The following is a 23,325-nucleotide window of genomic DNA, read 5'->3' on the forward strand; positions in this document are numbered from 1 at the left end:
CTTCAGCCGCCTCCGACGAATTGCACGATCTCGATGCGGTCGCCGTCGGCGAGCGCCGTGGCTGCATAGGCCGATCTGGGGACGATCTCCAGATTGCGTTCGACCGCCACCTTGCGCGGATCGAGCCCCAGGGCGGCGACCAGTGCGGCCAGGTCGCTCAAGGGCCCGAAGGTGCGCGGCTCGCCGTTGATGGTGAGGATCATGACCGCCTCGTGAAGCCTCGTGCTTGTGACGCCTGCCGCCGGACGATACAAGACGCCGGAATCGACGGCGGAGCCGAATGTCGAAACCGATCTATGTGCTGAGCGGGCCCAATCTCAACCTCCTGGGCGTCCGCGAGCCGGAGATTTACGGAAAAGAGACCCTGGACGACGTCCGCAGCCGATGCGAGCGCCGTGCGGGCGATCTGGGACGCGCGATCGTCTTCCGCCAGACCAACCACGAGGGCGAGCTGATCGACTGGGTGCAGGAAGCCCGCACGCAGGCCTGCGCGCTGGTGATCAATCCGGCCGGCTATGGTCACACCTCCGTGGCTTTGCTCGACGCGCTGAAGATGCTCGATATCCCGATCGTCGAGTGCCACCTTTCGAACCCCGCGGCGCGCGAGGCGTTCCGCCGCGAAACCCATGTGTCCCTGGCTGCGACCGGCGTCGTTTCCGGCTTCGGCGCGGCGAGCTACGAGTTGGCCGTCGAGGCCGCCGCGGGTCTGGCCCGCTGAAGCCCCGCATCAGAAGAACAAGTTCGAGGAATAAAGTATGGCTAGCAGTCCGAAGGCTCCCGCCGCCGATCCGATCGACGCGCGCCTGGTGCGCAAACTGGCCGACATCCTCACCGACACCGGCCTCTCCGAGATCGAGGTGGAGCGCGACGGCCTGAAGATCCGCGTCGCCAAGAGCCTGACGGCCGCCCCGGCCCCGATCCACTACGCCCCGGCCCCGGCGGTCGCCACCGCGCCCGCAGCAGCCCCCGCGGCCGCGGCCGAAGCTGCGCCGGAAGCGCGCCGCAACGGCGACGTCGTCAATTCGCCCATGGTCGGCACGGTCTATCTGCAGCCCCAGCCCGACGCCCCGCCCTTCGTGAAGGTGGGCGACACGGTCACCGCCGGCCAGACCCTGCTGATCGTGGAAGCCATGAAGACCATGAACCCGATCCCGGCGCCGAAGGGCGGCCGGATCGTCGAGATCCTCGTCTCCGACGCCCAGCCCGTCGAATTCGGCGAGCCCCTGGTCGTGATCGAATAGGCGTCTCGATGTTCGAGAAGATCCTCATCGCCAACCGCGGCGAGATCGCGCTGCGGGTCCACCGCGCCTGCAAGGAGATGGGCATCTCCACGGTCGCGGTGCATTCCGAGGCCGACGCCAACAGCATGTGGGTGCGGCTGGCCGACGAGAGCGTCTGCATCGGCCCGGCGCCGGCGGCCAAGTCCTATCTGAACATCCCCTCGATCATCGCCGCGGCGGAGATCACGGGGGCGCAAGGCATCCATCCCGGCTACGGCTTCCTGTCGGAGAACGCCCGCTTCGCCGAGATCGTAACCGCCCACGGCTTCACCTTCATCGGGCCCAAGGCCGAGCACATCCGGATGATGGGCGACAAGATCACCGCCAAGCAGGCGGTGAAGGAGGCCGGCATCCCCGTGGTGCCCGGCTCCGACGGCGCCGTCACCACCGAGGAACAGGCCTTCGCCGCGGCCAAGGAGATCGGCTTTCCGGTGCTGATCAAGGCCGCCGCCGGCGGCGGCGGGCGCGGCATGAAGGTGGCCAAGACCGAAGAGGACCTGGCCGAGGCCGTCTCCACCGCCCGGGCCGAGGCGCGCGCCGCCTTCGGGGACGATGCGGTCTATATGGAGCGCTATCTCCAGACCCCGCGGCACATCGAACTGCAGGTGGTCGCCGACTCCTTCGGCAATGTCTGCCACCTGGGCGAACGCGACTGCTCGCTGCAGCGCCGCCACCAGAAGGTGCTGGAGGAGGCGCCCTCCCCCGTGATCGACGCCGCCGCCCGCGCCAAGATCGGCAAGGTCGTGGTCGATGCGGTGAAGGCCATCGGCTATCTCGGCGTCGGCACCATCGAGTTCCTGTACGAGAACGGCGAGTTCTTCTTCATCGAGATGAACACCCGCCTGCAGGTGGAGCACCCGGTCACCGAGGCGATCACCGGAATCGACCTGGTGCGCGAGCAGATCCGCATCGCCGCGGGCCTGCCGCTCTCCTTCACCCAGGAGGAGGTGGTGTTCGAAGGCCACGCCATCGAGTGCCGCATCAATGCGGAGAACCCGCGCACCTTCGCCCCCTCGCCGGGCCAGGTGACCGACTTCCATGCTCCCGGCGGCCTGGGCGTGCGGCTCGATTCGGCGCTCTACGCCGGCTATTCGATCCCGCCCTATTACGACAGCCTGGTGGGCAAGCTGATCGTCCACGGCCGCGACCGGGAGGAGTGCATCGCACGCCTGAACCGCAGCCTGGGCGAGATGGTGGTGGGCGGCATCGACACCTCGATCCCGCTGTTCCAGGAACTGCTGCACGAGCCCGACATCCTGGCCGGCGACTACAATATCCACTGGCTGGAACGCTGGATCAAAGCCCAGCAGGAAGCCTGAGCTACGCCCTGGCCCCGGCTTCGGCCAGGGCCTATGGGGTGGGGTCATGAAGCCGTTCGGCCCGCACGAACTCCTGGACTGCTACGCCCGGGGCGTCTTCCCGATGGCCGACGCGCGGGACGACGAGCGGATCTTCCTGATCGACCCGGAGCGCCGGGGCGTGCTGCCGCTCGCCGGTTTCCACGTGGGGCGGCGGCTGGCGCGGACGGTCCGCCGCGAGCCCTTCGAGGTGCGGGTCGACAGCGCATTCGCCGAGGTGGTCGCCGCCTGCGCCGAGGCCATGCCGGGGCGGGCGGAGACCTGGATCAACACCACCATCGAGCGGCTGTACGGCCGCCTGTTCGAGATCGGCCACGCCCACAGCGTCGAATGCTGGAAGGAGGGCGAACTGGTCGGCGGGCTCTACGGCGTCTCGATGGGCGGCGCCTTTTTCGGGGAGAGCATGTTCAGCCGAGCGACCGACGCCTCGAAGGTGGCGCTGGTCCACCTCGTCGCCCGCCTGATCGAAGGCGGCTACCGGTTGCTCGACGCACAGTTCATGACCGAGCACCTGCGCCAGTTCGGGGCCGTGGAGATCCCCCGCCGCGAATATCACCGCCGGCTGGCCGCGGCCCTACAAGTCCAGGGGGATTTTCAGCGGCTGGCGACGGCCTCCGGCGAACGCGCCCTGCAGGTGATCAGCCAAGCGTCGTAGACCGGGTGTTCCAGCGGATTGAGGCTGGGCGAGGAGGCGTACATCCAGCCGCGGAAGGCCTGCCGGGGCGGCGGCGTCGGCTTGCCGGGCGCCGAGCGGGGCTGCGACTGGACGGTGACGTGGGCGATGGAATCGTCCTGCGCCTCGTCCGCCGCGGCGCGTTCGCAGGCGCGCACGGTGAAGACCAGGCTGCGATAGCGCACCGGCTGCCCGACCTGGGCCTCGAAACGCACCGAGCGGGCGCTGATCTTGTCGAGCGCCTGGATCACGGCCACGTCGTAGCGCTGGCGCTTCAGCGGCTCCTCGGTGGCCTTGGTCGCGACCTTTTCGGCCGGCGGCGGCGCGGGCGCCACCTCCTGGGCCTCGATGGGCGGCGCGGCCACCACCGGAGGCGGGGGCGCGACCTTGGCCGGCGGCGCTTCCTCGGCCGGCGGCGGTCCGTTCGATGTCGGTGGGTTCAGGGGCGGGGGTTGCAGCGGCGGCGGCTGGATGGGCGCAGGCTGCTGAGCGGCCACCGCGCCCGCCCCGGCGGCGAGCGCGACGGTGAGGATCGCGCGGGTGCGGATCCGGCCCATGGCTATTCCGGCCGCCAGGCCTCGTAGTCGCCGGTCGCCCGCTGGCGCTCGCCGCCGCGGGCGATCGAGCCCTTGGGACGCCAGGCGTGCACCGTGCCGCTCAGGTTCGGGACGTGGTCCTTCTCCCACGGCTGGCGCTTCAGCGGCGCGGTGGTCGGCGGCTCCTCGAAGGTGTGGTGCAGCCACCCGTGCCAGTCCGGCGAGACCTTCGAGGCCTCGGCATAGCCGTTGAACACCACCCAGCGGCGCTTGCGGCCGTCGTAGGAGTCCTTGGTGTCCTTGGCTTCGTAATACTTGTTGCCCAGTTCGTCCTGGCCGACGAACACCCCGCGCCGGCGGATCGTATTCAGGATGCCCGGCGTGGCGCCGTTCCACCAGGTGAAGAGTTGTTTCAGCACGTTCACGCGATCCGGACGGGGTTGCGAAGCGGGCGGACTATAGGCGCCGGCGCCGGGCGCGTCCAGCGGCCGCCATGTCGCGGAACGGCCGCAATATCTTGGGGACACAAGGCGCTGTGACCGCAACATCTATTGCCGCCCCTTGCGCCGCTCCCTAGACTCGCTCGACGGGAGAGTCACATGCGTCACGAGACGGCGAGGATCGAACGACGGCAGCTCGAACGGGCGTCGAGCGTGGCCGAGGTGCTGGCCCCCGCGGCCTGGACGGACGCGCGGGTCGAAGCCTGGCTCGACTGGCTGGATGAGGCCTCCGACCTCCCCGCCGCCCTCTTCCGCTTCGCCGAATCCTTGGTCCAGCGCGGCGACGCCGCAGGACTGTTCGACTCCGCCCGCGCCCGCGCCGCCTTCCGCCGCGACCTGGGCGCGGCCATGCTGGCCGGGCAGATGGCGATGCGGGGCCCCCGCCCGGGGCCGGCGCTTCCGGTGATCCGATGGGGCGAGCCCGGCGCAGCCGGGGCGCTCGCCACCCTGCGGGCCGAACATCGCGGCCGGGCCATGGCGCGCGCCGCCGTGCGCGAGATGGCCGACCGCCTGCAGGCGGTGATGGACGCGATCCTGCGCTGCGAAGGCGATCCGGCCGCCTGCGCCGACCTCGCGGCCAATCCCAGCCTGGCCCGCGCCGCCGAGGCCGCCCGAGCGGCGGGCGCCACCGACGCCATGATCCTGGAGGCCATCGGCCTGGCGCAGTCGGGCGAGGACCAGTGGACGGCGCTGGCTCCGGTGTTCAGCGACATGGAAGGCCTGGAGATCGCCTGCGTCTCCCGGCCGGAGATCGAAGGCCCTCTGGCCGCCGCCGCCTGGGAAACGGGGGCCGTGGCCGTGGCGGTCGCCGAGGAGGTCGCAGCAGGCGTCGCGCGCGCGGCCGGCGGCGCCCGCGGCGCGATCGACGTGCTGGCCTTCGGCGCCGGCCAGGACTTCGACGGCGCGGCCTTCGATCAGGCCGTGGTGCTGCTCGGGACGGCGCTTGCCGCCTTGGCCGATGAGCGGCCGGCGGCCCTGGGCCTCGCGGGCGTGGCCGACTGGCTGGTGGCCCAGGGCCTGGCCTATGACAGCGAGGCGGGGCGGGATGCGGTTCGCGACCTCTATCGCCGGGCGGCCTCGGCGCTAGTGGGCTCCGGCCTGCGGCTGAACGGCGGCCTGTCGGTGTTCGACGATCCCGAACTGGCCCTCAGGCTCGGCGGGATTTCGACCTCGGCCGCGCCCTGGACCGGGCCGGTGACGGTGGCCCAGACCGCCGACGGGGCGATCACCCGGGTGCTGTCGGAGGCCGCGCTCCGGGGCCTGACCGTACTGGGCGCGGACATCGCCCAGGCGCGCGCCTGCCTGCTGGGCCAGCTCGACCTTTCCGATGCGCCCGGCGTCGACTACGCCGCCCTGCGCGCCCGCGGCTTCACCGAGCACGAGATCGCCGCGGCCGAGGCCGCCCTGCCCTTCGCCGAACGGCTGTCCGACGCCTTCCGGGCCGTCGACGCCGGCTTCCTGACCGACGTGCTGGGCGCCACCGAGGCGGACCTCGCCGATCCCGCCTTCGACGTCCTGGCGCTCGCCGGCTTCTCGGCCGACGAGATCGCCGCGGCCGAGCAGTACGCCCTCGGCTCCGGCGAGCTGTCGTCGGCCGAATTCCTGACCCCCGCCCAGCAACGCGTCTTCCGCTCGGCCGACGAACTGGGTCCGGCGCCCTATTTCGCCCTGCTGGCCGGCCTCGGATCGGCCCTGGCGGTCCCGGCGCTGGCCGAGTTCGAGCTCGATTTCGACAGCCATCCGCTCGACGCCCAGGAACTGCTCGCCGCCGCCGCCGCGGCCAGGGCCTTTGCGGTGCGCATCAAGCGCGCGCCGGCCCCGGCCGACCTGAAGCTCGAGATCCCCAAGGCCGCCGAACCGCCGCCGCGCCCTTCACGCGAACCCGTCGCCCAGGCCGAGGCGCCGCCGCAGGAGCGCATCGTCGAACGGATCGTGGAGCGCGACCGCACCCGCCGGAAGCTGCCGGACCGCCGCAAGGGCTATATCCAGAAGGCGGCCGTCGGCGGCCACAAGGTCTATCTGCATACCGGCGAGTACGACGACGGCGAACTCGGCGAGATCTTCATCGACATGCACAAGGAAGGCGCGGCCTTCCGCTCGCTGATGAACAACTTCGCCATCGGCATCTCCATCGGCCTGCAGTACGGCGTGCCGCTGGAGGAGTTCGTCGACGCCTTCGTCTTCACCCGGTTCGAGCCGGCGGGGCCGGTGACCGGCAACGACTCGGTGCGTTCGGCCACCTCGATCCTCGACTACATCTTCCGCGAACTCGGCGTGTCCTATCTGGGACGCGACGACCTGGCCAACGCCGACCCAGGCGAGCTCAACGCCGACGGACTGGGCCGCGGCAAGCAGGAGGGCGCGGGCCTGTTCGAGGAGCCGCAGCCGGCGAGCCACTTCATCTCCCGCGGCTTCGCCCGGGGGGCTGCGCCCGACAATCTGGTCTTCCTGCCCTCGGCCAAGGAGCGCGGCGCAGCCGGCGGATCGCACGAGGCCGACGTCTGTGCGGCCTGCGGCGACGTGGCGGTGGTGCGCAAGGGCGCGAGCCTGATCTGCGAGACCTGCGGCGCTAGGGCCGGCCAGCCGCCCGGCGACATGACCGGCTGAGGCGCCCCTACATGGCGCCCAGCCGCGCCAGCACCGCGCGCGGAATGGCGTAGTGGGCGATGACCGGCCGGTGATCGCGCGCCCCGCAGGCTTCGCGCTGGATGAAGAACTTCCACACAGCCTGGGCGGCGGCCTTCAGCAGCGCCTCGCGCCCCTCCTGCGCCAGGGCGTCGGGATCCTCCAGCCGGGCGAGCGCCGCCTCGACGGCCCGCCCGGCGCGCCCGAGGGAAAGCGCCTTCTCCTCCTGGATCTCCACCCCGAGAATATCCACGCCGGTCTGGAGCGGGGAGCGGGCGCCCAGGCTTTGGGGAAGTCGCACGGCCATTCCCCACAATAGCAGGCTCCCGAACATGGTCACCTGGCCTTAAGCTTGCTCGCCCATGGTCACGCTGCGCCAACGGGAGACGCTTGCGCCATGAGACCGATCGCCCTCGTGCTTGGACTGTCGCTGCTGGCGGCCGCGCCGCCGGCCCAGGCCCAGAACGCCGGACACATCGCCCAGGCCCGCCGAGGCGCCGACTGTCCCAAGTGCAACCTCTTCCAGGCCGATTTCGCAGGCCTGGAGATCCGCGGCCGCAATTATGCCGGCGCCCGCCTGCGCCAAGCCGACCTTTCGCTCTCGGTGCTCAACCGCGCGAACTTTTCCGGCGCAGACCTGCGCGACGTGGAAGCCTACGGCGCAGTGCTTTCGGGGGCGAATTTCTCGGGCGCGGATCTCACCAACGCCAGTTTCGTAGGCGCCTATCTCGAGGGGGCGAATTTCTCAGGCGCGAAGCTGGAAGGGGTGAATTTCGCCGGGGCGGAGCTTTCCAGCGCCCGAGGCCTGTCGCAAAACCAGCTGAATCGGGCCTGCGGCGATCTGTCCACTCGCCTGCCCAAGGGCCTGAATTTGCAGCCTTGCTAGGGCTAAGTGGCTGGAAATTACCGCGAATTAAATAGCGCCAGCGACCGCCGACGGGCACAACCTGCGACATGAAGCTTACGTCCAGAGTCTTCGCCCCAGCGCTTAGCGCCCTCGCCCTGGCTGCGGCCCTCCTGCCGTCGGCGGCCCATGCGGCCCTGAGCGACAAGGAAGTCGCCCGCATCACCTCCTTCGGCGGAGCCTGCAGCGGCTGCGAGCTCTCCGGACGCAAGCTCGCCAAGGCCCAGTTCATGGGCGCCAACTTCTCCGGCTCGGCCCTGGTGGGCGCCGACCTTCGCGAGGCCCGCTTCATCGGCGCCAATTTCGCCAAGGCGGACCTGACCCGCGCCGACCTCTCCGACTCCCAGATGATCGGCGCCAATTTCGGCGGCGCCGTGCTGTCGAACGCCAGGCTGCGCTCGGTGGAGGCCAAGGCGGTGAACTTCGGCTCGGCGGTCATGACCGGCGTGGACCTGCGCGACAGCGAAGCTGCGGGCTCCAACTTCGCGAACGCCAATCTGGCCAACGCCCGCTTCAACGACTCCGTCCTGGTGGGGGTGAACTTCAGCCGCGCCGACGCGAGAGGCGCCAGCTTCCGCGATGCGGAGTTGCGCGGGGCCAATCTCGCCCACGGCCGGTTCGATCAGGCCTCGTTCCGCGACGCCGACATGACCGCTTCCAATCTGGGCGGAGGCAGCTATGCGGGCGCGGACTTCCGAGATGCGAGCCTCAAGCACGCCAACATCGTAGGCGCGGACCTTTCCCGAGCCCGCGGCCTCACCCAGGACCAGATCGACCAAGCCTGCGGCGACGCCACGACCCGCCTGCCGGGCGGCCTGACCGCCAAACCCTGCTCCCGGAACCGGGTGCGGTTCGTGGCGGGCCCTGCCCCTGCAGTCGCCCCAAGCCTGAAGCCGATGCCCGCTCCGCCGGCCCCGCCTTCGCCCCCCTCGCCGGCCCCGCGCTATCTGATCGCGCTGGACTGAGGCCTTCCGCCGATCAGACCTTGATCGGCGGCGCCAGGCGGATGTGCAGCTCCTTGAGCTGCTTTTCGGTCACCTCGGACGGCGCGTTCATCAGCAGGTCCTGCCCCTGCTGGTTCAGCGGGAAGGCGATGACCTCGCGGATCGCCGTCTCGCCCGCCAGCAGCATGACGATCCGGTCGATGCCGGGCGCCAGGCCGCCATGCGGCGGGGCGCCGTGGCGGAAGGCGTTCAGCATGCCGCCGAACTGCTCCTCCACGAGGTTGGCGCCGTAGCCGGCGATTTCGAAGGCTTTCACCATCAGGTCCGGCAGGTGGTTCCGGATGGCGCCGGAGCACAGCTCGTAGCCGTTGCAGACGATGTCATACTGATAGGCGCGAATGGTCAGGGGGTCCTGGGTCATCAGCGCCTCCAGCCCGCCCTGGGGCATGGAGAACGGGTTGTGCGAGAAGTCCGGCCGGCCGGTCTCCTCGTTCAGCTCGTACATCGGGAAGTCGACGATCCAGCAGAACTTGAACTGCTCCTCGTCGATGAGGCTGAGGTCCGTCCCGACCTTGGTGCGGGCGAGCCCTGCGAACTTGGCGAACGCCTTGGGATCGCCGGCGACGAAGAAGGCGGCGTCGCCCTGACCCATGCCGAGCTGGTCCATCAGACCCTGGGTCGCTTCCGCGCCAAGGTTCTTGGCGATCGGGCCGCCCCAACCGCCCTGGTCCTCGCTCCAGAAGATATAGCCGAGACCCGGCTGGCCTTCGCCTTGCGCCCACGAGTTCATGCGGTCGCAGAAGGCGCGGCTGCCGCCCTTCGGGGCCGGGATCGCCCAGACGGCGTTCTTGGCGTCCTCGAGGATCCGCGCGAACAGGCCGAAGCCGCCGCCGCGGAAACGCTCGGAGACGTCCTGCATGACGATGGGGTTGCGCAGGTCCGGCTTGTCGGTGCCGTAGCGCTGCATCGACTGCACATAGGTCAGGCGCTCGAAGCCCTTGTGCTCGATGGTCTTGCCGAAGTCGTCCACATAGGACATCGGCTGGTCGATCGGCGAGACGCGCTTGCCGTTGGCGAACTCGGTGAAGACCCCGTGCATCACCGGCTCGATCGCCGCGAACACGTCCTCCTGCGTCACGAAGCTCATCTCGACGTCGAGCTGGTAGAATTCAAGGCTGCGGTCGGCGCGCAGGTCCTCGTCGCGGAAGCAGGGCGCGATCTGGAAGTAGCGGTCGAAGCCCGCCACCATCAGGAGCTGCTTGAACTGCTGCGGCGCCTGGGGCAGCGCGTAGAACTTGGTCGGGTGAAGGCGCGAGGGCACCAGGAAGTCGCGGGCGCCTTCGGGGCTGGAAGCCGTCAGGATCGGCGTCTGGTACTCCAGGAAGCCCTGCTCGATCATGCGGTTGCGGATCGAGTGGATCACCTTGGACCGCAGGACGATGTTGCGGTGCAGGGTCTCGCGCCTAAGGTCCAGATAGCGGTGCTTCAGGCGGATCTCTTCCGGATAGTCGGGCTCTCCGAACACCGGCAGCGGCAGTTCGGCGGCGTCGGACAGCACCTCGGCGCCGCGCACCCGCACCTCCACCTCGCCGGTCGGCAGGTTGGGGTTCACCGTCTCAGGGCTGCGGGCCACCACCTCGCCGTCGATGCGGATCACGCTTTCGGCGCGGGTGTGCTCGATGGTCTCGAAGCCGGGGGTCTCCGGGCTGAAGACCAGCTGGGTCAGGCCATAGTGGTCGCGCAGGTCGACGAACATCAGTCCGCCGTGGTCGCGCTTGCGGTGGATCCAGCCGGAGAGGCGGACGGTCTTGCCCGTGTCGGCGGCGCGGAGCTGGCCGCAGGTATGGGTGCGGTAGGCGTGCATCGGGAGTCGCTAAGGCTCAGAAAAATCGAGGCGCGGAAGGGCGCATGCGCGCCCTTCGATGTCAAGGCGGCGGGGCTGTTTGGCCCCGCCGCGTCGTCCTACTTCGGCCGGAACCGCTTGGACGTGGGGAAGCCCTTGGGGGCCAGCTTGCCGGCGGCCGCGCGCTTGCCCAGCCAGTCGCGCCATTCGGGCCAGACGCGGGTGCGGCCGGCGGAATCGATCCAGCTCGCCCCCTCCTCGGCCTTGAAGATCGCCGCGTCGCGCAGGCCGCCCTCGCGGTAGGACTGCAGCTTCACCCCCTTGCCGCGAGGCATTTCCGGCAGCTCCGCCAAGGCGAAGACCAGGATCTTGCCGTTGTCGCCGATGACCGCGATGTGGTCCCCGGCCAGAGGCATGGCGAAGGCCGCGCCCTTGGCCCCGGCGTTCAGCACCTGCTTACCCGCCCGACGGAAGGAGATCGCCTCCTCTTCCGGGAGGATGAAGCCGTAGCCCTCCTTCGAGGCGATCACCCGCCTGGTCCCCGGCCGATGCGGGAAGATGTCGACGATGCCGACCCTGTCCTCCAGGTCGAGCATCAGACGCAGCGGCTCGCCATGGCCGCGGGCGGAAGGAAGCTTGTCGCAGCCCAGGGTGAAGAACCGGCCGTCGGAGGCGAAGATCAGCAGCTTGTCCGTGGTCTCGGCCGGCACCACGAAGGCGAGCTTGTCGCCCTCCTTGAACTTCAGCTCCGAGGGATCCTCCACCCGGCCCTTGGCGGCGCGGATCCAGCCGCGTTCGGAGAGGATGACGGTGATCGGCTCGCGCACGATCATGGCTTCGATGGCCGCGTCGGCGTCCACCTGGGGCGCCTCGGCGAAGGTGGAGCGGCGCTTGCCGAGCGCGGTGTCGGGGCCCAGCACCTCGCGCACCGACCTCAGGCCCACGCCCACCAGCTTCCACTGGGCCTTGTCGGAGGCCAGCATCTTCAGGATGCCTTCGCGCTCCTCGGCCAGTTCGGCGTGCTCGCGCCGGATCTCCATCTCCTCCAGCTTGGCGAGCTGGCGCAGGCGGGTGTTGAGGATGGCGTCGGCCTGAATCTCCGAGAGCTCGAAGGTCTCGATCAGCTTGGCCTTGGGCTGGTCCTCGTAGCGGACGATGCGGATCACCTCGTCGAGGTTGAGATAGGCGATCAGCAGGCCGTCGAGGATGTGCAGCCGCGCCTCGATCTTCTCCAGCCGGTGTCGCGCCCGGCGCACCAGCACCTCACGGCGGTGGTCGAGGAAAGCCTTCAGGGCCTGGCGCAGGCCCATCACGCCGGGCGAACCGCGGGCGTCGAGCACGTTCATATTGACCGAGAAGCGGGATTCGAGCGCCGAGAGCTTGAACAGGCTCTCCATCAGCACCTCGGGCTCGACGTTGCGGCTCTTGGGCTCCAGCACCAGCCGCACGTCCTCGGCGCTCTCGTCGCGCACGTCGCCCAGCAGCGGCGCCTTCTTGTTTTCGATCAGCTCGGCGAGTTGCTCGACCAGATCGGCCTTCTTCACCTGGTAGGGGATCTCGGTGACGACGATCTGGTAGGTTCCCCTGCCCGTCTCCTCTTTCTCCCAGCGCGCCCGCACGCGCACGCCGCCGCGGCCGGTGGCGTAGGTCTCGACCAGGCTCGCCTGGGGCTCGACGATGACCCCCCCGGTGGGGAAATCAGGGCCCTTCACGTGGGCCATCAGCTCGGCCGTCTCGGCGTTGGGGTTTTCCAGCAGCAGCAGGCAGGCGTCGATCAGCTCGGCGGCGTTGTGCGGCGGGATGGAGGTGGCCATGCCCACGGCGATGCCGCTGGCGCCGTTGGCCAGCAGGTTCGGGAAGCCGGCCGGCAGGACCACCGGCTCCTCGTCCTCGCCGTCATAGGTGGGGCGGAAGTCGACGGCGTCCTCGTCGATGCCGTCCAGCAGCAGTTGCGCGGCGTCGGTGAGCTTGCACTCGGTGTAGCGCATGGCCGCGGCGTTATCGCCGTCGATGTTGCCGAAATTGCCCTGGCCGTCGATCAGCGGGTAGCGCTGGGCGAAGTCCTGGGCGAGGCGGACCAGGGCTTCATAGACGGCCACGTCGCCATGCGGGTGGAACCGGCCGATCACGTCGCCCACCACGCGGGCGCACTTCTTGGCGGTGGTGTTGGGGTCCAGGCGCAGCTGGCGCATGGCGTAGAGCAGCCGCCGGTGGACGGGCTTCAGGCCGTCGCGCACGTCCGGCAGGGCGCGACCGGTGATGGTCGAGAGCGCATAGGCCAGATAGCGCCGGGACAGCGCCTCCGACAGCGGTTCGTCGATGATGCGGTCGCCGTCGCCCGGCGGAGCTGTGTGTACGGTCATAGCGAATCAGGCGTGAGGTTTCCCACCCGTTCTAGCGGGCGGAGCCGGCCGCGTCCCCGCGGCGGATGGACTCCCTCTCCTCACATGGCCCGACGGATCTCCGCAAGGCCGAAGGCCGCCAGCACGGCCCCCGAAACGCGGTCGATCCAGCGCCGGGCGCGCCGGCCAACGGCGTGCCGTGCAGCGGCGACGACGGCCACCATGCCGATCCACCAGAGCATGGAGCCTGTGAAGACCCCGGCCACCGTCACGGCCGCCGTGGCGGGCTGGAACCCATGGGCCGGCGCCAGGGCGGCGAAGACGGCCGCGAACATGATGATGGTCGGCGGATTGGTCAGGGTCAGCAGGACCGAGCCTGCGAAGGCGCCGGCGAGCGAGGCGCTTTCCGGCCGTACGGCCTCGGCCTCCTCGGCCTTGCGGAAGAAGGTCTTCAGGCCGAGCCAGATCAGGAACAGGCCCGCAGCCAGGTGCAGCGGCTCCTGATGGGCCAGCATGAAGGCCGAGACGCCAGCCAGGCCCAAAGCCGCCACCGCGGCGAAACAGGCGTCGCCGACGGCGATGCCGGCGCCGGTCGCCAGCCCCTGCCCCCACCCGCGCGTCAGGGTGCGCCGCATGCAAAGCAGCGCCATCGGACCGACCGGCGCGGCCACGGCCAGGCCCACGCCGCAGGCCTTGAGGAACAGGGGAAGGGTCTCCATCGAAGTCTCTCCAGGGGTGGAAATGCAAAAAGCCCCGCCGAAGCGGGGCCTTGGGTTCGCCGGTTCGCTTGTGGATTCGGCCTTAGCCGTCCCGCGCGCACAGCCCCGCCCCGCCGCCGGCCTGGCGACGTTGCTGGTTGGGCCGTTGCTGTTGGATGCGGACCATGGGCGGGAGCCTAACCCGACTGCGCCGGTTCGGCCACCGCCTCGATGATGACGAAAGCCTGGGCGTAGGGGTGGTCGTCGGTGAGCGAGAGGTGGATCACGGCGCGATGGCCGGCCGGCGTGATCTCCTCCAGACGCTTCAGGGCGCCGCCGGTCAGCGCCATGGTGGGTTGGCCGGAGCGCATGTTCACCACCCCCATGTCGCGCCAGAAGACGCCGCGCTTCAGGCCGGTGCCGAGCGCCTTGGCGCAGGCCTCCTTGGCGGCGAACCGCTTGGCGTAGCTGGCGGCGCGATCCGGCTTCCGCTCCGAGCGGGCCCGCTCGATCTCGGTGAAGACCCGATGGGTGAACCGCTCGCCGAAGCGTGCGAGGCTGTTCTCGATCCGCCGGATGTCGGAAAGGTCCGATCCGATCCCGACGATCACGCCGCGCGCCCCGCCCGGGCCTCGTCCATCAGCGCCCGCATCCGCTGGATGGCGGGGCCGAGGCCGGTGAAGATCGCCTCGCCGATCAGGAAGTGGCCGATGTTCAGCTCGGCGACCTGGGGAATAGCGGCGATCGGCTTGACCGTCTCGTAGTCGATGCCGTGGCCGGCATGGACCTCCAGGCCCAGGCGCGCGGCCTCCGCGGCGGTGACCCGCAAGGCTTCCAGCATGCGGCCCGCCTCGGGCGAGCCTTCCCGCACCGCGTCGCAATAGGCGCCGGTGTGCAGCTCGACCACCTGGGCGCCGGCGGACTTCGACGCCTCCGCCTGCGCCGGATCGGCGTCGATGAAGCAGGAGACGCGGATTCCAGCGTCCGCCAGCCGGCGCACGACGGGCGCAATGGCGTTGTGCCCGCCGGCGACGTCCAGCCCGCCCTCGGTGGTCCGCTCCTCGCGCCGCTCGGGCACCAGGCAGGCGGCGTGGGGCAAGTGGGCGAGCGCGATGGTTTCCATCTCCGCGGTCACCGCCATCTCGAAGTTCAGCGGCCGGCCGCGCTTGCGGGTGATGGCGGCCAGAGCCTCGATATCGGCGTCGGAGATATGCCGGCGATCCTCCCGAAGATGGGCGGTGATCCCGTCGGCGCCCGCGGCGATCGCCATCTCGGCCGCCCGCAACGGATCGGGATAGGTCGAGCCGCGGGCGTTCCGGATCGTCGCGACGTGGTCGATGTTCACGCCCAGGCGGATGCGGTTCACGCGTGCAGCCTCCGGCTGCCGGGGTCCTCGACGGGGATCGCCGCCAGGTCCGGGGGAAGCTGGTCGGCGGGATAGGCGGGGACATCCAGCCTCGCCAGCGCCACGAACGGCGCGCCGGGATCGGCGCGGCCGCCGGAGCGGTCCACGATGCAGGCGGCGACCACCACGTCGCCGCCGTGGGCCTTGATCGCGTCGACGCACTCACGGGACGAGAGGCCGGTGGAGACGATGTCCTCCACCATGGCGATCCGCGCGCCCGGCGGGATGGAGAAGGCGCGGCGCAACTTGAAGGCGCCCCCTTCCCGCTCGACGTACATCGACGGCACCCCCAGGTGGCGGGCGGTTTCGTAGCCGGGGATGATCCCCCCGACCGCAGGAGAGATGCACAGATCGACCTCGCCCACCGCTTCGCGGATTCTGGCGGCCAGGGCCTTGCAGAGGCGTTCGGTGCGGTCCGGGTACTGGAAGACCAGGTTCTTCTGCAGGAAGACCCCGGAATGCAGACCGCTGGAGAGCACGAAATGCCCTTCGCGCAAGGCGCCGGCGGCGCGGAACTCTTCCAGGACCTCTTCGGTGTTCATGCGGGCCTCCTCCGTCGTCCAGCGGATAACGCATGGCCGGGCCGGCTGTCATCGGCCATTTCGCGGCGCAGGAACGGACCAATCGCGCTCAGGCGAAGCCCGAAAGGTCCGGCATGCGGCCGTTCCAGCCGGACAGGCGCTCGAAAGCGGCGGCCAGGGCGACCACTGTCGCCTCGTCGCCCGTCCGTCCCATGATCTGGAACCCTGCCGGCAGGCCTTCGCGCGTTAGCCCCATGGGGACGCTGGCCGCCGGCAGGTCGAGATAGTTGGCCGCCCGCGTCAGGGCGGAGAACGGCGAGACGGTCTCATCGACCTCGGCGATCGGAGGGGCAGGGATCGGCGCAGTGGGGCTGACCAGGGCGGCGTAGGGCGCCATCCAGGCGCCGAAGCGCGCCTGAGCCTCCGCCCGCTGCGCCTGGGCCCCGGCGAGTTCGGCGTCGGAAACCCCGCGGCCGGCTTCGAACCGCTGGCGGACCCACGGATCCATCTCCTCGCCGTGCGCCTGGATATGAGCGCCGCGCACGCGCCAGCCTTCGGCCGACATCAACCAGCCGTTCGGCAGGAAGTAGTCCGAGAACGGCCGAGGCGTGACGGCGGGCTCGACCTTCACCCCCAGCGCCTCCAGCCTGGTGAGCGTCTGGCGGTAGAGTTCGGCGATGTCGGGGTGGACCGTCGGCATCGCTTCAAGCGGGAGCGCTGCGACCCGGCCCCCGCCGACCTGGGTCGCCAGCGCGGCCTCGGCGTCGAAGGGGCCCCGTCGCGCGCTCCCGCCGTCGGGGCCCGAGATCGCCGCCAGCATCCGCGCCGCCTCTGGCACGGACCGTGCGAGGGTTCCGACGGTGTCGAGACTGGGGGCGAGGTCATGCACGCCGCGGGTGGGAACCAGGCCGCGGCCAGGCTTCAGCCCCACCACGCCGCTGGCCGCAGCGGGGATCCGCACCGAGCCTCCCGTGTCCGTGCCGAGTGCGACGTCGCAGAGCCCCGCGGCCACCGCGACCGCCGAGCCGCTGGACGAACCTCCAGGCGCCCGGCGCACCTTCGCGTCCCACGGGTTCCACGGCGCGCCCACCGCCCGGTTGGTTCCCCAGCCGCCAAAGGCCAGCTCGACCGTGTGGGTCTTGCCCACGGCGCCGTAGCCCGCATCGAGCAGCCGCTGAACCACTGTGGCGTGCGCCGCCGGACAAGTGGCGAGCGGAACCTTCCCGCCGCCTCCGGTTGGGACGCCGGCCACATCGATCAAGTCCTTCACCGCAAAGGTCGGCCCGGAGTCGTTTCCGAGCGGGGGTTCAAAAACCTGCGTGAAGACGTGCAGGCGCTCGCCCAGTCGACGACGTTCGTCCACGTCTATCGGCGGCCGCTCGCTCGGCCGGATCGGATCGCCAGACATGGTTGGGTCTCGGGAAGAATCGTCTGTCCGCCCGTCGATCGCCAGGAACAGGCGGGCGGCGCGGGAATTGATATAGCAGTGCTATATCAAGGAGCCCAGCCGATGAAATGGCTTAACCTCATTACCCTGGCCCTCGTGATCGTGGGCGGGCTGAACTGGGGACTGGTGGCGTTCGGCGGCTATGGCGCCGATCTCGTGGCCAGCCTCTTCGGCGGCGCGGACACGGCCGCGGCGCGGGTGGTCTACGGCCTGGTGGGCCTGTCGGCCCTCTGGCAGCTGGCCCCGCTGTTCCGCTCGGCGCGGATCGGCGAGGTGAACGCCGAAGCCAACGTCCGTACGCACTAGTTCAGTCGGACGACAGGAGAAGCGCCGCGGTTCACCGCGGCGCTTTTTCGTGGTCAGCCCTTCGCCCGGTCCACGGTCTCGATCGACGGATTGGCGCGCAGGGCGGCGGCGATGTGGGTCAGGTGCTTGGCGTCCTTGACCTCGACATCGAAATCCACGTCGAAGAAGTCCGACTGGCGCCGGTGCATGCGCAGGTTGACGATATTGCCCCCGGCTTCGCCGATCACCGTACAGGCCTGGCCGAGCACGCCGGGCGCGTTACGGATGGTGGCGGTCAGCTTCGACAGGGTGACGGTGTTGCGCTCGGCCTCCGGCGTCCATTGCAGGTCGCGCCAGAGTTCCTCGCGGTCCTCGAACGCTTCCAGGGTCTCGCAATCGATGGTGTGGACGGTCAGCCCGCCGCCGTCCGGTTCGAGGATGCCCACGATCCGGTCGCCGGGCACCGGCGTGCAGCAGGCGCCGAAATGCAGCGAGACGCCTGGCGTGAGACCGCTGCCCCGGACATAGAGCCGGGCGGCCTTGCCGTCCTCGATCCGCCGCACGGCGCTGGCGGCCTCGCGTTCGGCGGCCTTCAGGCCGGGGAAGATGACGTCGAGCACCTGGGTCGGCGAGACCCGCCCGCGGCCCACCGCCTCGAACAGCTCGTCCTCGCCGGCGGCGGCGAAGCGCTCCAGCGCCGGACGCAACGAAACGTCCTTCCGCGCCTTTCCTGCGCGTTCGAAGGTCTGGTCGACCGTCGCCAGGCCCAGGCGCACGAACTCCTCGCGCTCGGTCTGGCGGATGTGCCGGCGGATGGCGGAACGGGCGCGGCCGGTGACCGTGAGAGAGCGCCAGTCCGGCGGCACCACGGGCTTGGCCCCGCGCACCACCTCCACCACGTCGCCGTTCTGAAGAATCGTCCGCAAGGGCTTGAGTTCGCCGTTGATCTTCACCCCGATGCAGGTGTCGCCCACGTCGGTATGGACGGCATAGGCGAAGTCGAGCGGCATCGCCCCGCGCGGCAGGCTGACCAGGCGGCCCTTGGGCGTGAAGACGAACACCTGGTCGAGGTACATTTCGAGCTTGGCGTGCTCGACCAGCTCCTCCACGTCGCCGCCGTGCTCCAGCACCTGGACCAGGTGGCGCAGATTGACCAGCGGGTCGCGCCCGCCGGCCGCGGCCTGGTGCTCGGCGTCGAAGCCGTAGGAGGTTTCCTTGTAGCGCCAGTGGGCGGCCACGCCCTCCTCGGCGACCCGGTCCATGGCCTCGGTGCGGATCTGCATCTCGATCCGCATGCCCTTAGGCCCCACCACGGTGGTGTGCAGCGAACGGTAGTTGTTCCGCTTGGGCGTGGAGATGAAGTCCTTGAACCGCTCGGGCACGCTCGGCCAGGCGCGGTGGATGACGCCAAGGGCGCGGTAGCAGTCCTCCTCGGTGTCGACGATCACCCGGAAGGCGTAGATGTCCGACAGTTGGGAGAAGCCGATCGACTTGCGCTGCAGCTTGCGCCAGATCGAATAGGGGTGCTTCTCGCGGCCGAAGACCCGCGCAGGGATGCCGGCCGCCTCCAGCTTGGCGGCGATTTCGCCGGACACCAGCGCCACGGCCCCGCCCTGATCGTGGCGAAGCGTTTCCAGTCGCCGGCCGATGGCGTCGCGGGCCACCGGGTTGAGGTGTTCGAAGGCCAGCTCCTCCAGCTCCGAACAGATGCGATGGCAACCGATGGATCGCGCCAGCGGGGCGTAGATGTCCAGGGTCTCGCGGGCGATGCGTTCGCGCTTGGCCGGGCTCTTGATGTACTGGAGCGTCCGCATGTTGTGCAGGCGGTCGGCCAGCTTGACCAGCAGCACCCGCACGTCTCGGGAGATGGCCAGGATGAACTTGCGCAGGTTCTCGGCCTGGCGCGTGTGCTCGCTGGTGAGCTCGAGTTGCGAGAGCTTCGTCACGCCGACCACCAGCTCGGCGATCTCCTCGCCGAACAGCTCACGGATGTCGTCGGGCGTGACCGGGCAGTCCTCGATCACGTCGTGCAGCAGGGCCGTCACGATGGTCGAGGTGTCGAGCCGGTAGTCGGTGAGGATGCCGGCCACCTCGATGGGGTGGGCGAAATAGGGGTCGCCGGACGCACGCTTCTGCGAGCCGTGCATCCGCATGGCGTAGACATAGGCGCGGTTCAGCAGCGCCTCATCGGCGGTGGGGTCGTAGGAGCGGACCTTTTCGATCAGCTCGTACTGCCGAAGCAGCTTGGGCCGCTTAGGCGCGGCCGGCGCGACGGGACGTCCGGCGGGCTTGGCCGCCGTGGCGGTGAGAGGGTCTGCGCCTTCGGGGCTCAGTACCGCTCCTCCTGGCCGCCGTCGCGGTCGCTCTGCAGGGCGCGGACCAGCTCCAGCTCGCTCATCTGCATGTGGGTCGGATCGGCCAGCAGGGCGAGGGTCTCGGCCTCTTCCTCGGCTTCCGAACGCTCGTCCACCCGCTGCAGGGTGCCGATCAGGTTCTCGCGCAGCTCATCGGCGTCGACCACGTCGTCGGCGATCTCGCGCAGGGCGACGACCGGGTTCTTGTCGTTGTCGCGATCGACCAGGAGCTGGGCGCCGGCCGAAATCCCGCGGGCGCGGTGCGCGGCCAGCAGAACCAGGCTGAAGCGGTTCGGAACCTTCTCGATGCAGTCTTCGACGGTGACGCGGGCCATGGAGTCCTCGGATCGGGGATAGAACCGTTGAAAATAGAGCTTTCGGCGCTTTTGTGCAACGCCGCAAAGGCGGTCAGGCCGCCGCAGCCAGGATGTCGGTCGGGCGTTCGAAGAAAAGCTCCGGCTTCTGCGCCTGGAGAATGTCCCGCGTCGCATAGCCCCACGCGACCGCAGCCGCCGGCAGCCCAGCCTTTCGCGCCGCCTCGATGTCGCGGACCTCGTCGCCGACGCAGAGGGTCTGGGAGCGTTGCGCGCCGGCGCGCCGCATCACCGCGCGGAACTTGGCCGCCTTGCCGAAGATCGAGGCGCTGCAGGCGTAGTGGTCGATCAGCCCCGCCAGTTCCGGCCCCAGCACCCGACGCACCACCGCCTCGCTGTTGGAGGAGACGACGGCCACGGTGACGCCGCGGGCCTTCAACTCCCACAGGAGGGCCGGCACCTCCTTGAAGAGCTTCAGGCGCGAGGCGGCGCGGGCGGCCTGCTTGCGCATGTGGGCGGCGATGAAGGGCATCTTCCAGGCCGGCACGCCCAGATAGCGGACGATCTCGCGGTTTCCCTGATCTCGAAGCTGGGCCACCTCGGTCGCGCCGACCGTACGGAAGCCGTAGGCGCGGGCGGTGTCGTTCAGCACGCCCAGGAACCAGAGCATGCTGTCGGCGAGCGTGCCGTCGAAATCGAAGATGATCAGCTTGCGGGTCACGCGACGCCTCCGCCGAAACGAAAGGGGCGGCCTCTAGACCTGCGGGTGGGCGGGGTCAACAGGACTCGCGTCGCGCCCCACCGGCGCCTTCGCGGCGAGCGCTGCGGCTGTTTCGCCCAGGACGGGATGGCGCCAGTCCGGCGCAATTTCCGCGAGCGGACCCATGACGAACAGGCGCTCGTGCGCGCGGGGGTGCGGCAGGGTGAGAGCAGGGTCGTCCGACACCCGCCGGCCGTGGGCGATCAGGTCGAGGTCGAGCGTCCTCGCCGCGTTTTTTTCGCCCCGCCTGCGGCCGAACGCCTGCTCCACCTCGAACAGCGTTCGGATTATGGCTTCCGGGCCAAGCCGAGCCTCGACAAGCACAATCCCGTTGCGATACTCGTTGGCCGTCGGGTCCGGCCAGGCGGCGGAGCGCCACCAGGACGACCGACGCAAGTGGGGCAATCCCGCCTCCGCCAACCGAGCGAGCGCCGCCTCCAGAAGGGCCTGCGACGAACCGAACGCGCCGGCGAGATTTCCGCCAAGGGCGACGACGACGGCCTCGTCCAGGTCCACTCCAGCCCCTTTCCAGGATTTTCCGAACACCATGACTTTCTACCCCACGGACAGGATCGCGCTCTTCATCGACGGAGCGAACCTGTACTCGGCCGCCAAGGGCCTGGGCTTCGACATCGACTATCGCAAGCTGCTGGAAGAGTTCCGCAAGCGCGGCGTGCTGGTGCGCGCCTACTACTACACCGCGCTGGTGGAGGATCAGGAATATTCGCCGATCCGGCCGCTGGTGGACTGGCTCGACTACAACGGCTTCCGCCTGGTGACCAAGCCGGCGCGGGAATACACCGACGCGCAGGGCCGCAAGCGCTGGCGCGGGGACATGGACGTCGAGATCGCCGTCGACATGATGGAGATGGCCGGACCCGCCGATCACCTGGTGCTGTTCTCCGGCGACGGGGATTTCCGCGTGCTGGTGGAGGCCGTGCAGCGCAAGGGCGCGCGCGTGACCGTGGTGTCGACCGTGAAATCCCAGCCGCCCATGGCTTCGGACGACCTGCGGCGGCAAGCCGATTCCTTCGTGGATCTGGCCGATCTGGCCGACATCATCGGTCGGCCCTCGCGGCTGCCGCGGTTCATCCAGGAAAGCCGCGCCGGCGCCGAGCGCGACGCCGACCTCGACGCCGAGGTCTGATGTCGGTGGAGCTTTGGGGCGCTGAGCCGCCCCGGGACTGCCCGCTGTGCCCCAGGCTGGTGGCCTATCGCGCCGTCAACCGCACCCAGAATCCCGACTGGTGGAACGGACCTGCGCCGTCTTTCGGCGATCCGCAGGCCCGCCTGCTGGTGACCGGCCTGGCGCCGGGCCGCACCGGCGCCAACCGTACCGGTCGCCCCTTCACCGGCGATCATGCGGGCTGGATGCTCTACGAGACCCTGGTCAAGACAGGCTTCGCCCGCGGAACCTATGACGCCCGCCCCGACGACGGGCTGGAGCTGGCGGACTGCATGATCACCAATGCGGTGCGCTGCGCCCCGCCCGGCAACAAGCCGGAGACGTCCGAAGAGGCGACCTGCCGCCAATTCCTCACCGCGCGGCTGGAGGCCCTGCCGCGGCTGAAGGTGATCGTCACCCTGGGCGACGTGGCGCGGCGCAACGTGCTGCGGGCCATGGGCTTGAAGGCCTCGGCCGGGATCGCCGGCCACGGCACGGAATTCCGGGCCGGCCCCTATGTGGTGCTGAACAGCTATCACTGCTCGCGGCTCAACACGAACACCGGCCGGCTGACGGCGGAGATGTTCGAGGCGGTGTTCCAGCGCGCGCGCGAGCTGGTAGGCGGCTAAGGCCGGCTCAAGCCTTACGCCAGTACCAGTAGCGGCGACGGCGCTCGAACCCGAACCGGCGATAGAGCCCGCGAGCGGGGTTCTCCTCCGTCACCTGCAGGAAGACCTTGGCGACCCCGCGCGCCTGGGCCTCGGCGGCCAAGGTCGCCAGTATGCGGCCAGCCGCCCCCTCCCCGCGCCGGTCCTGCGCCGTCCGCATGCCGTGAATGCTGGCCCAGCCGCCGTGGAAGGACATCACGCCTACGGCGACGGTGCGGGCCCCGTCGCGCACGCGGCCGTAGAGCGCACCAGGCGAGCGCGTGAACGCGGCCACGCGGTTGAAGCCGTCCTCCGGATCGAACCCCTCGCCGGTGAAGACCGCGGCCCAGTCGGCGTCTGGCGCGTCGATCAGTTCAGCGGGCGCGCCCCGAAAGGCTGCGATCATCCTCGCTATGGATCCGGTCTTCAGGAGGGTCGGGGTGTCGGGGCGGTAGCCGCGCTCGGAAAGCGCCACCCGGATCGGTTCGTGCCCCGGCTCGTCGCCGATCCGCCAGACGGGCGAAAGGCCGGCCTCGGCGTAGAGCGCCTCGATCCGCGGCACGGCGTCGGCCGTCATCTCGAGCGAGAAGGGGGCGGCGCTGTGCGCCCGGCCGATGGTTCCCTGATCGAGGGCCAAGACCCAGCCGGGCAACTCCATCACGCGCGCCGGCGCCACAGCCGCCACGGTGGCGCGCTCGATGGATTCCAGCTCGTCCGGGCTCAA

At 70.0% G+C, this 23,325-nt stretch carries 26 protein-coding genes; 10 read left to right on the plus strand and 16 right to left on the minus strand.

What is annotated here, in order from left to right; translation table 11 throughout:
* Window positions 1-2 precede the first annotated feature (2 nt).
* The gene (gene thiS / locus ACK41C_RS16450) at window positions 3-203 is read right to left on the minus strand and encodes a sulfur carrier protein ThiS (RefSeq protein ID WP_409656418.1); all 201 of its coding nucleotides are present in this window, start codon (window positions 201-203) and stop codon (window positions 3-5) included.
* A 77-nt stretch (window positions 204-280) separates the two neighbouring features.
* On the opposite strand from thiS, the gene ACK41C_RS16455 reads away from it, so the two are divergent.
* The 4 genes from ACK41C_RS16455 to aat are packed head-to-tail and all read left to right on the plus strand — an operon-like array spanning window position 281 to window position 3,293.
* Complete coding sequence (locus ACK41C_RS16455; RefSeq protein WP_409656420.1) at window positions 281-718, plus strand: type II 3-dehydroquinate dehydratase; 438 nt, start codon at window positions 281-283, stop codon at window positions 716-718.
* Between the two features lie 37 nt (window positions 719-755).
* Complete coding sequence (gene accB, locus ACK41C_RS16460; protein WP_409656422.1) at window positions 756-1,241, plus strand: acetyl-CoA carboxylase biotin carboxyl carrier protein; 486 nt, start codon at window positions 756-758, stop codon at window positions 1,239-1,241.
* 8 nt (window positions 1,242-1,249) lie between these two features.
* Window positions 1,250-2,599 carry an acetyl-CoA carboxylase biotin carboxylase subunit gene (gene accC, locus ACK41C_RS16465; RefSeq protein ID WP_409656424.1) on the plus strand — a complete coding sequence of 450 codons (1,350 nt, stop codon included), beginning with the start codon at window positions 1,250-1,252 and terminating at the stop codon, window positions 2,597-2,599.
* A 46-nt stretch (window positions 2,600-2,645) separates the two neighbouring features.
* On the plus strand, window positions 2,646-3,293 hold the full coding sequence (gene aat, locus ACK41C_RS16470; RefSeq protein WP_409656426.1) for a leucyl/phenylalanyl-tRNA--protein transferase: 648 nt from the start codon (window positions 2,646-2,648) through the stop codon (window positions 3,291-3,293).
* Here aat and ACK41C_RS16475 read toward each other — a convergent pair.
* Entirely contained in the window at window positions 3,233-3,868 is a 636-nt protein-coding gene (locus tag ACK41C_RS16475) for a DUF2155 domain-containing protein (protein ID WP_409656428.1), read from the minus strand. The two genes, aat and ACK41C_RS16475, sit on opposite strands and share 61 nt — an antisense overlap.
* 2 nt (window positions 3,869-3,870) lie before the next feature.
* Window positions 3,871-4,266, minus strand: a complete 396-nt coding sequence (locus tag ACK41C_RS16480) for an NADH:ubiquinone oxidoreductase subunit NDUFA12 (RefSeq protein WP_409656430.1) — start codon at window positions 4,264-4,266, stop codon at window positions 3,871-3,873.
* A 180-nt stretch (window positions 4,267-4,446) separates the two neighbouring features.
* On the opposite strand from ACK41C_RS16480, the gene ACK41C_RS16485 reads away from it, so the two are divergent.
* The gene (locus ACK41C_RS16485; RefSeq protein ID WP_409656432.1) at window positions 4,447-6,954 is read left to right on the plus strand and encodes a ribonucleotide reductase; all 2,508 of its coding nucleotides are present in this window, start codon (window positions 4,447-4,449) and stop codon (window positions 6,952-6,954) included.
* A 7-nt stretch (window positions 6,955-6,961) separates the two neighbouring features.
* On the opposite strand, the gene ACK41C_RS16490 is transcribed toward ACK41C_RS16485, so the two are convergent.
* Window positions 6,962-7,273 (minus strand): DUF6665 family protein, encoded by a 312-nt coding sequence (locus tag ACK41C_RS16490; protein ID WP_409656434.1) that lies wholly within the window; start codon window positions 7,271-7,273, stop codon window positions 6,962-6,964.
* 96 nt (window positions 7,274-7,369) lie between these two features.
* On the opposite strand from ACK41C_RS16490, the gene ACK41C_RS16495 reads away from it, so the two are divergent.
* Together ACK41C_RS16495 and ACK41C_RS16500 are read left to right on the plus strand one after the other, a co-directional pair.
* Window positions 7,370-7,858, plus strand: coding sequence for a pentapeptide repeat-containing protein (locus ACK41C_RS16495; RefSeq protein ID WP_409656436.1), 489 nt, complete (start codon window positions 7,370-7,372; stop codon window positions 7,856-7,858).
* A 68-nt stretch (window positions 7,859-7,926) separates the two neighbouring features.
* Window positions 7,927-8,841, plus strand: coding sequence for a pentapeptide repeat-containing protein (locus ACK41C_RS16500; RefSeq protein ID WP_409656438.1), 915 nt, complete (start codon window positions 7,927-7,929; stop codon window positions 8,839-8,841).
* A gap of 13 nt (window positions 8,842-8,854) precedes the next feature.
* Here the strand turns inward: ACK41C_RS16500 and aspS are convergent, their stop codons facing one another.
* From aspS to ACK41C_RS16535, 7 genes are all read right to left on the minus strand, one after another.
* Window positions 8,855-10,684: an aspartate--tRNA ligase gene (gene aspS, locus ACK41C_RS16505; protein ID WP_409656440.1), complete on the minus strand. Its 1,830-nt coding sequence runs from the start codon at window positions 10,682-10,684 to the stop codon at window positions 8,855-8,857.
* A 98-nt stretch (window positions 10,685-10,782) separates the two neighbouring features.
* Window positions 10,783-13,026, minus strand: a complete 2,244-nt coding sequence (gene parC / locus ACK41C_RS16510) for a DNA topoisomerase IV subunit A (RefSeq protein WP_409656442.1) — start codon at window positions 13,024-13,026, stop codon at window positions 10,783-10,785.
* Between the two features lie 80 nt (window positions 13,027-13,106).
* Window positions 13,107-13,724 carry a LysE family translocator gene (locus tag ACK41C_RS16515; protein ID WP_409656444.1) on the minus strand — a complete coding sequence of 206 codons (618 nt, stop codon included), beginning with the start codon at window positions 13,722-13,724 and terminating at the stop codon, window positions 13,107-13,109.
* A gap of 176 nt (window positions 13,725-13,900) precedes the next feature.
* Entirely contained in the window at window positions 13,901-14,314 is a 414-nt protein-coding gene (gene acpS / locus ACK41C_RS16520; RefSeq protein WP_409656446.1) for a holo-ACP synthase, read from the minus strand.
* Entirely contained in the window at window positions 14,311-15,069 is a 759-nt protein-coding gene (locus ACK41C_RS16525; RefSeq protein WP_409656448.1) for a pyridoxine 5'-phosphate synthase, read from the minus strand. Before ACK41C_RS16525 ends, acpS begins: the two co-directional genes overlap by 4 nt.
* On the minus strand, window positions 15,066-15,650 hold the full coding sequence (gene pyrE, locus ACK41C_RS16530; RefSeq protein ID WP_409656450.1) for an orotate phosphoribosyltransferase: 585 nt from the start codon (window positions 15,648-15,650) through the stop codon (window positions 15,066-15,068). The genes ACK41C_RS16525 and pyrE overlap by 4 nt, the downstream gene beginning before the upstream one ends.
* 88 nt (window positions 15,651-15,738) lie before the next feature.
* Window positions 15,739-17,037: an amidase gene (locus ACK41C_RS16535; protein ID WP_409656452.1), complete on the minus strand. Its 1,299-nt coding sequence runs from the start codon at window positions 17,035-17,037 to the stop codon at window positions 15,739-15,741.
* Between the two features lie 102 nt (window positions 17,038-17,139).
* Between ACK41C_RS16535 and ACK41C_RS16540 the strand changes: the two genes are divergently transcribed.
* Window positions 17,140-17,382: a DUF378 domain-containing protein gene (locus ACK41C_RS16540; RefSeq protein WP_409656453.1), complete on the plus strand. Its 243-nt coding sequence runs from the start codon at window positions 17,140-17,142 to the stop codon at window positions 17,380-17,382.
* A 53-nt stretch (window positions 17,383-17,435) separates the two neighbouring features.
* Here ACK41C_RS16540 and ACK41C_RS16545 read toward each other — a convergent pair whose 3' ends face one another.
* The 4 genes from ACK41C_RS16545 to folK form a co-directional block, all read right to left on the minus strand.
* A complete protein-coding gene (locus tag ACK41C_RS16545) occupies window positions 17,436-19,694 on the minus strand; it encodes a RelA/SpoT family protein (protein WP_409656694.1) in 2,259 nt (752 codons plus the stop codon).
* Window positions 19,691-20,050: a DNA-directed RNA polymerase subunit omega gene (gene rpoZ / locus ACK41C_RS16550; protein WP_409656455.1), complete on the minus strand. Its 360-nt coding sequence runs from the start codon at window positions 20,048-20,050 to the stop codon at window positions 19,691-19,693. Before rpoZ ends, ACK41C_RS16545 begins: the two co-directional genes overlap by 4 nt.
* A 73-nt stretch (window positions 20,051-20,123) precedes the next feature.
* Entirely contained in the window at window positions 20,124-20,750 is a 627-nt protein-coding gene (locus ACK41C_RS16555) for an HAD hydrolase-like protein (protein WP_409656457.1), read from the minus strand.
* Window positions 20,751-20,783: 33 nt separating this feature from the next.
* Window positions 20,784-21,338 carry a 2-amino-4-hydroxy-6-hydroxymethyldihydropteridine diphosphokinase gene (gene folK, locus ACK41C_RS16560; protein ID WP_409656458.1) on the minus strand — a complete coding sequence of 185 codons (555 nt, stop codon included), beginning with the start codon at window positions 21,336-21,338 and terminating at the stop codon, window positions 20,784-20,786.
* Here folK and ACK41C_RS16565 point away from each other — a divergent pair.
* Both ACK41C_RS16565 and ACK41C_RS16570 read left to right on the plus strand, forming a co-directional pair.
* On the plus strand, window positions 21,337-21,936 hold the full coding sequence (locus ACK41C_RS16565) for an NYN domain-containing protein (RefSeq protein ID WP_409656460.1): 600 nt from the start codon (window positions 21,337-21,339) through the stop codon (window positions 21,934-21,936). The two genes, folK and ACK41C_RS16565, sit on opposite strands and share 2 nt — an antisense overlap.
* A complete protein-coding gene (locus ACK41C_RS16570; protein WP_409656461.1) occupies window positions 21,936-22,583 on the plus strand; it encodes a uracil-DNA glycosylase in 648 nt (215 codons plus the stop codon). The genes ACK41C_RS16565 and ACK41C_RS16570 overlap by 1 nt, the downstream gene beginning before the upstream one ends.
* A gap of 7 nt (window positions 22,584-22,590) precedes the next feature.
* Here the strand turns inward: ACK41C_RS16570 and ACK41C_RS16575 are convergent, their stop codons facing one another.
* The gene (locus tag ACK41C_RS16575) at window positions 22,591-23,325 is read right to left on the minus strand and encodes a GNAT family N-acetyltransferase (RefSeq protein ID WP_409656463.1); all 735 of its coding nucleotides are present in this window, start codon (window positions 23,323-23,325) and stop codon (window positions 22,591-22,593) included.

It is taken from the genome of Phenylobacterium sp., from assembly GCF_046290725.1.
Lineage (GTDB): Bacteria > Pseudomonadota > Alphaproteobacteria > Caulobacterales > Caulobacteraceae > Phenylobacterium.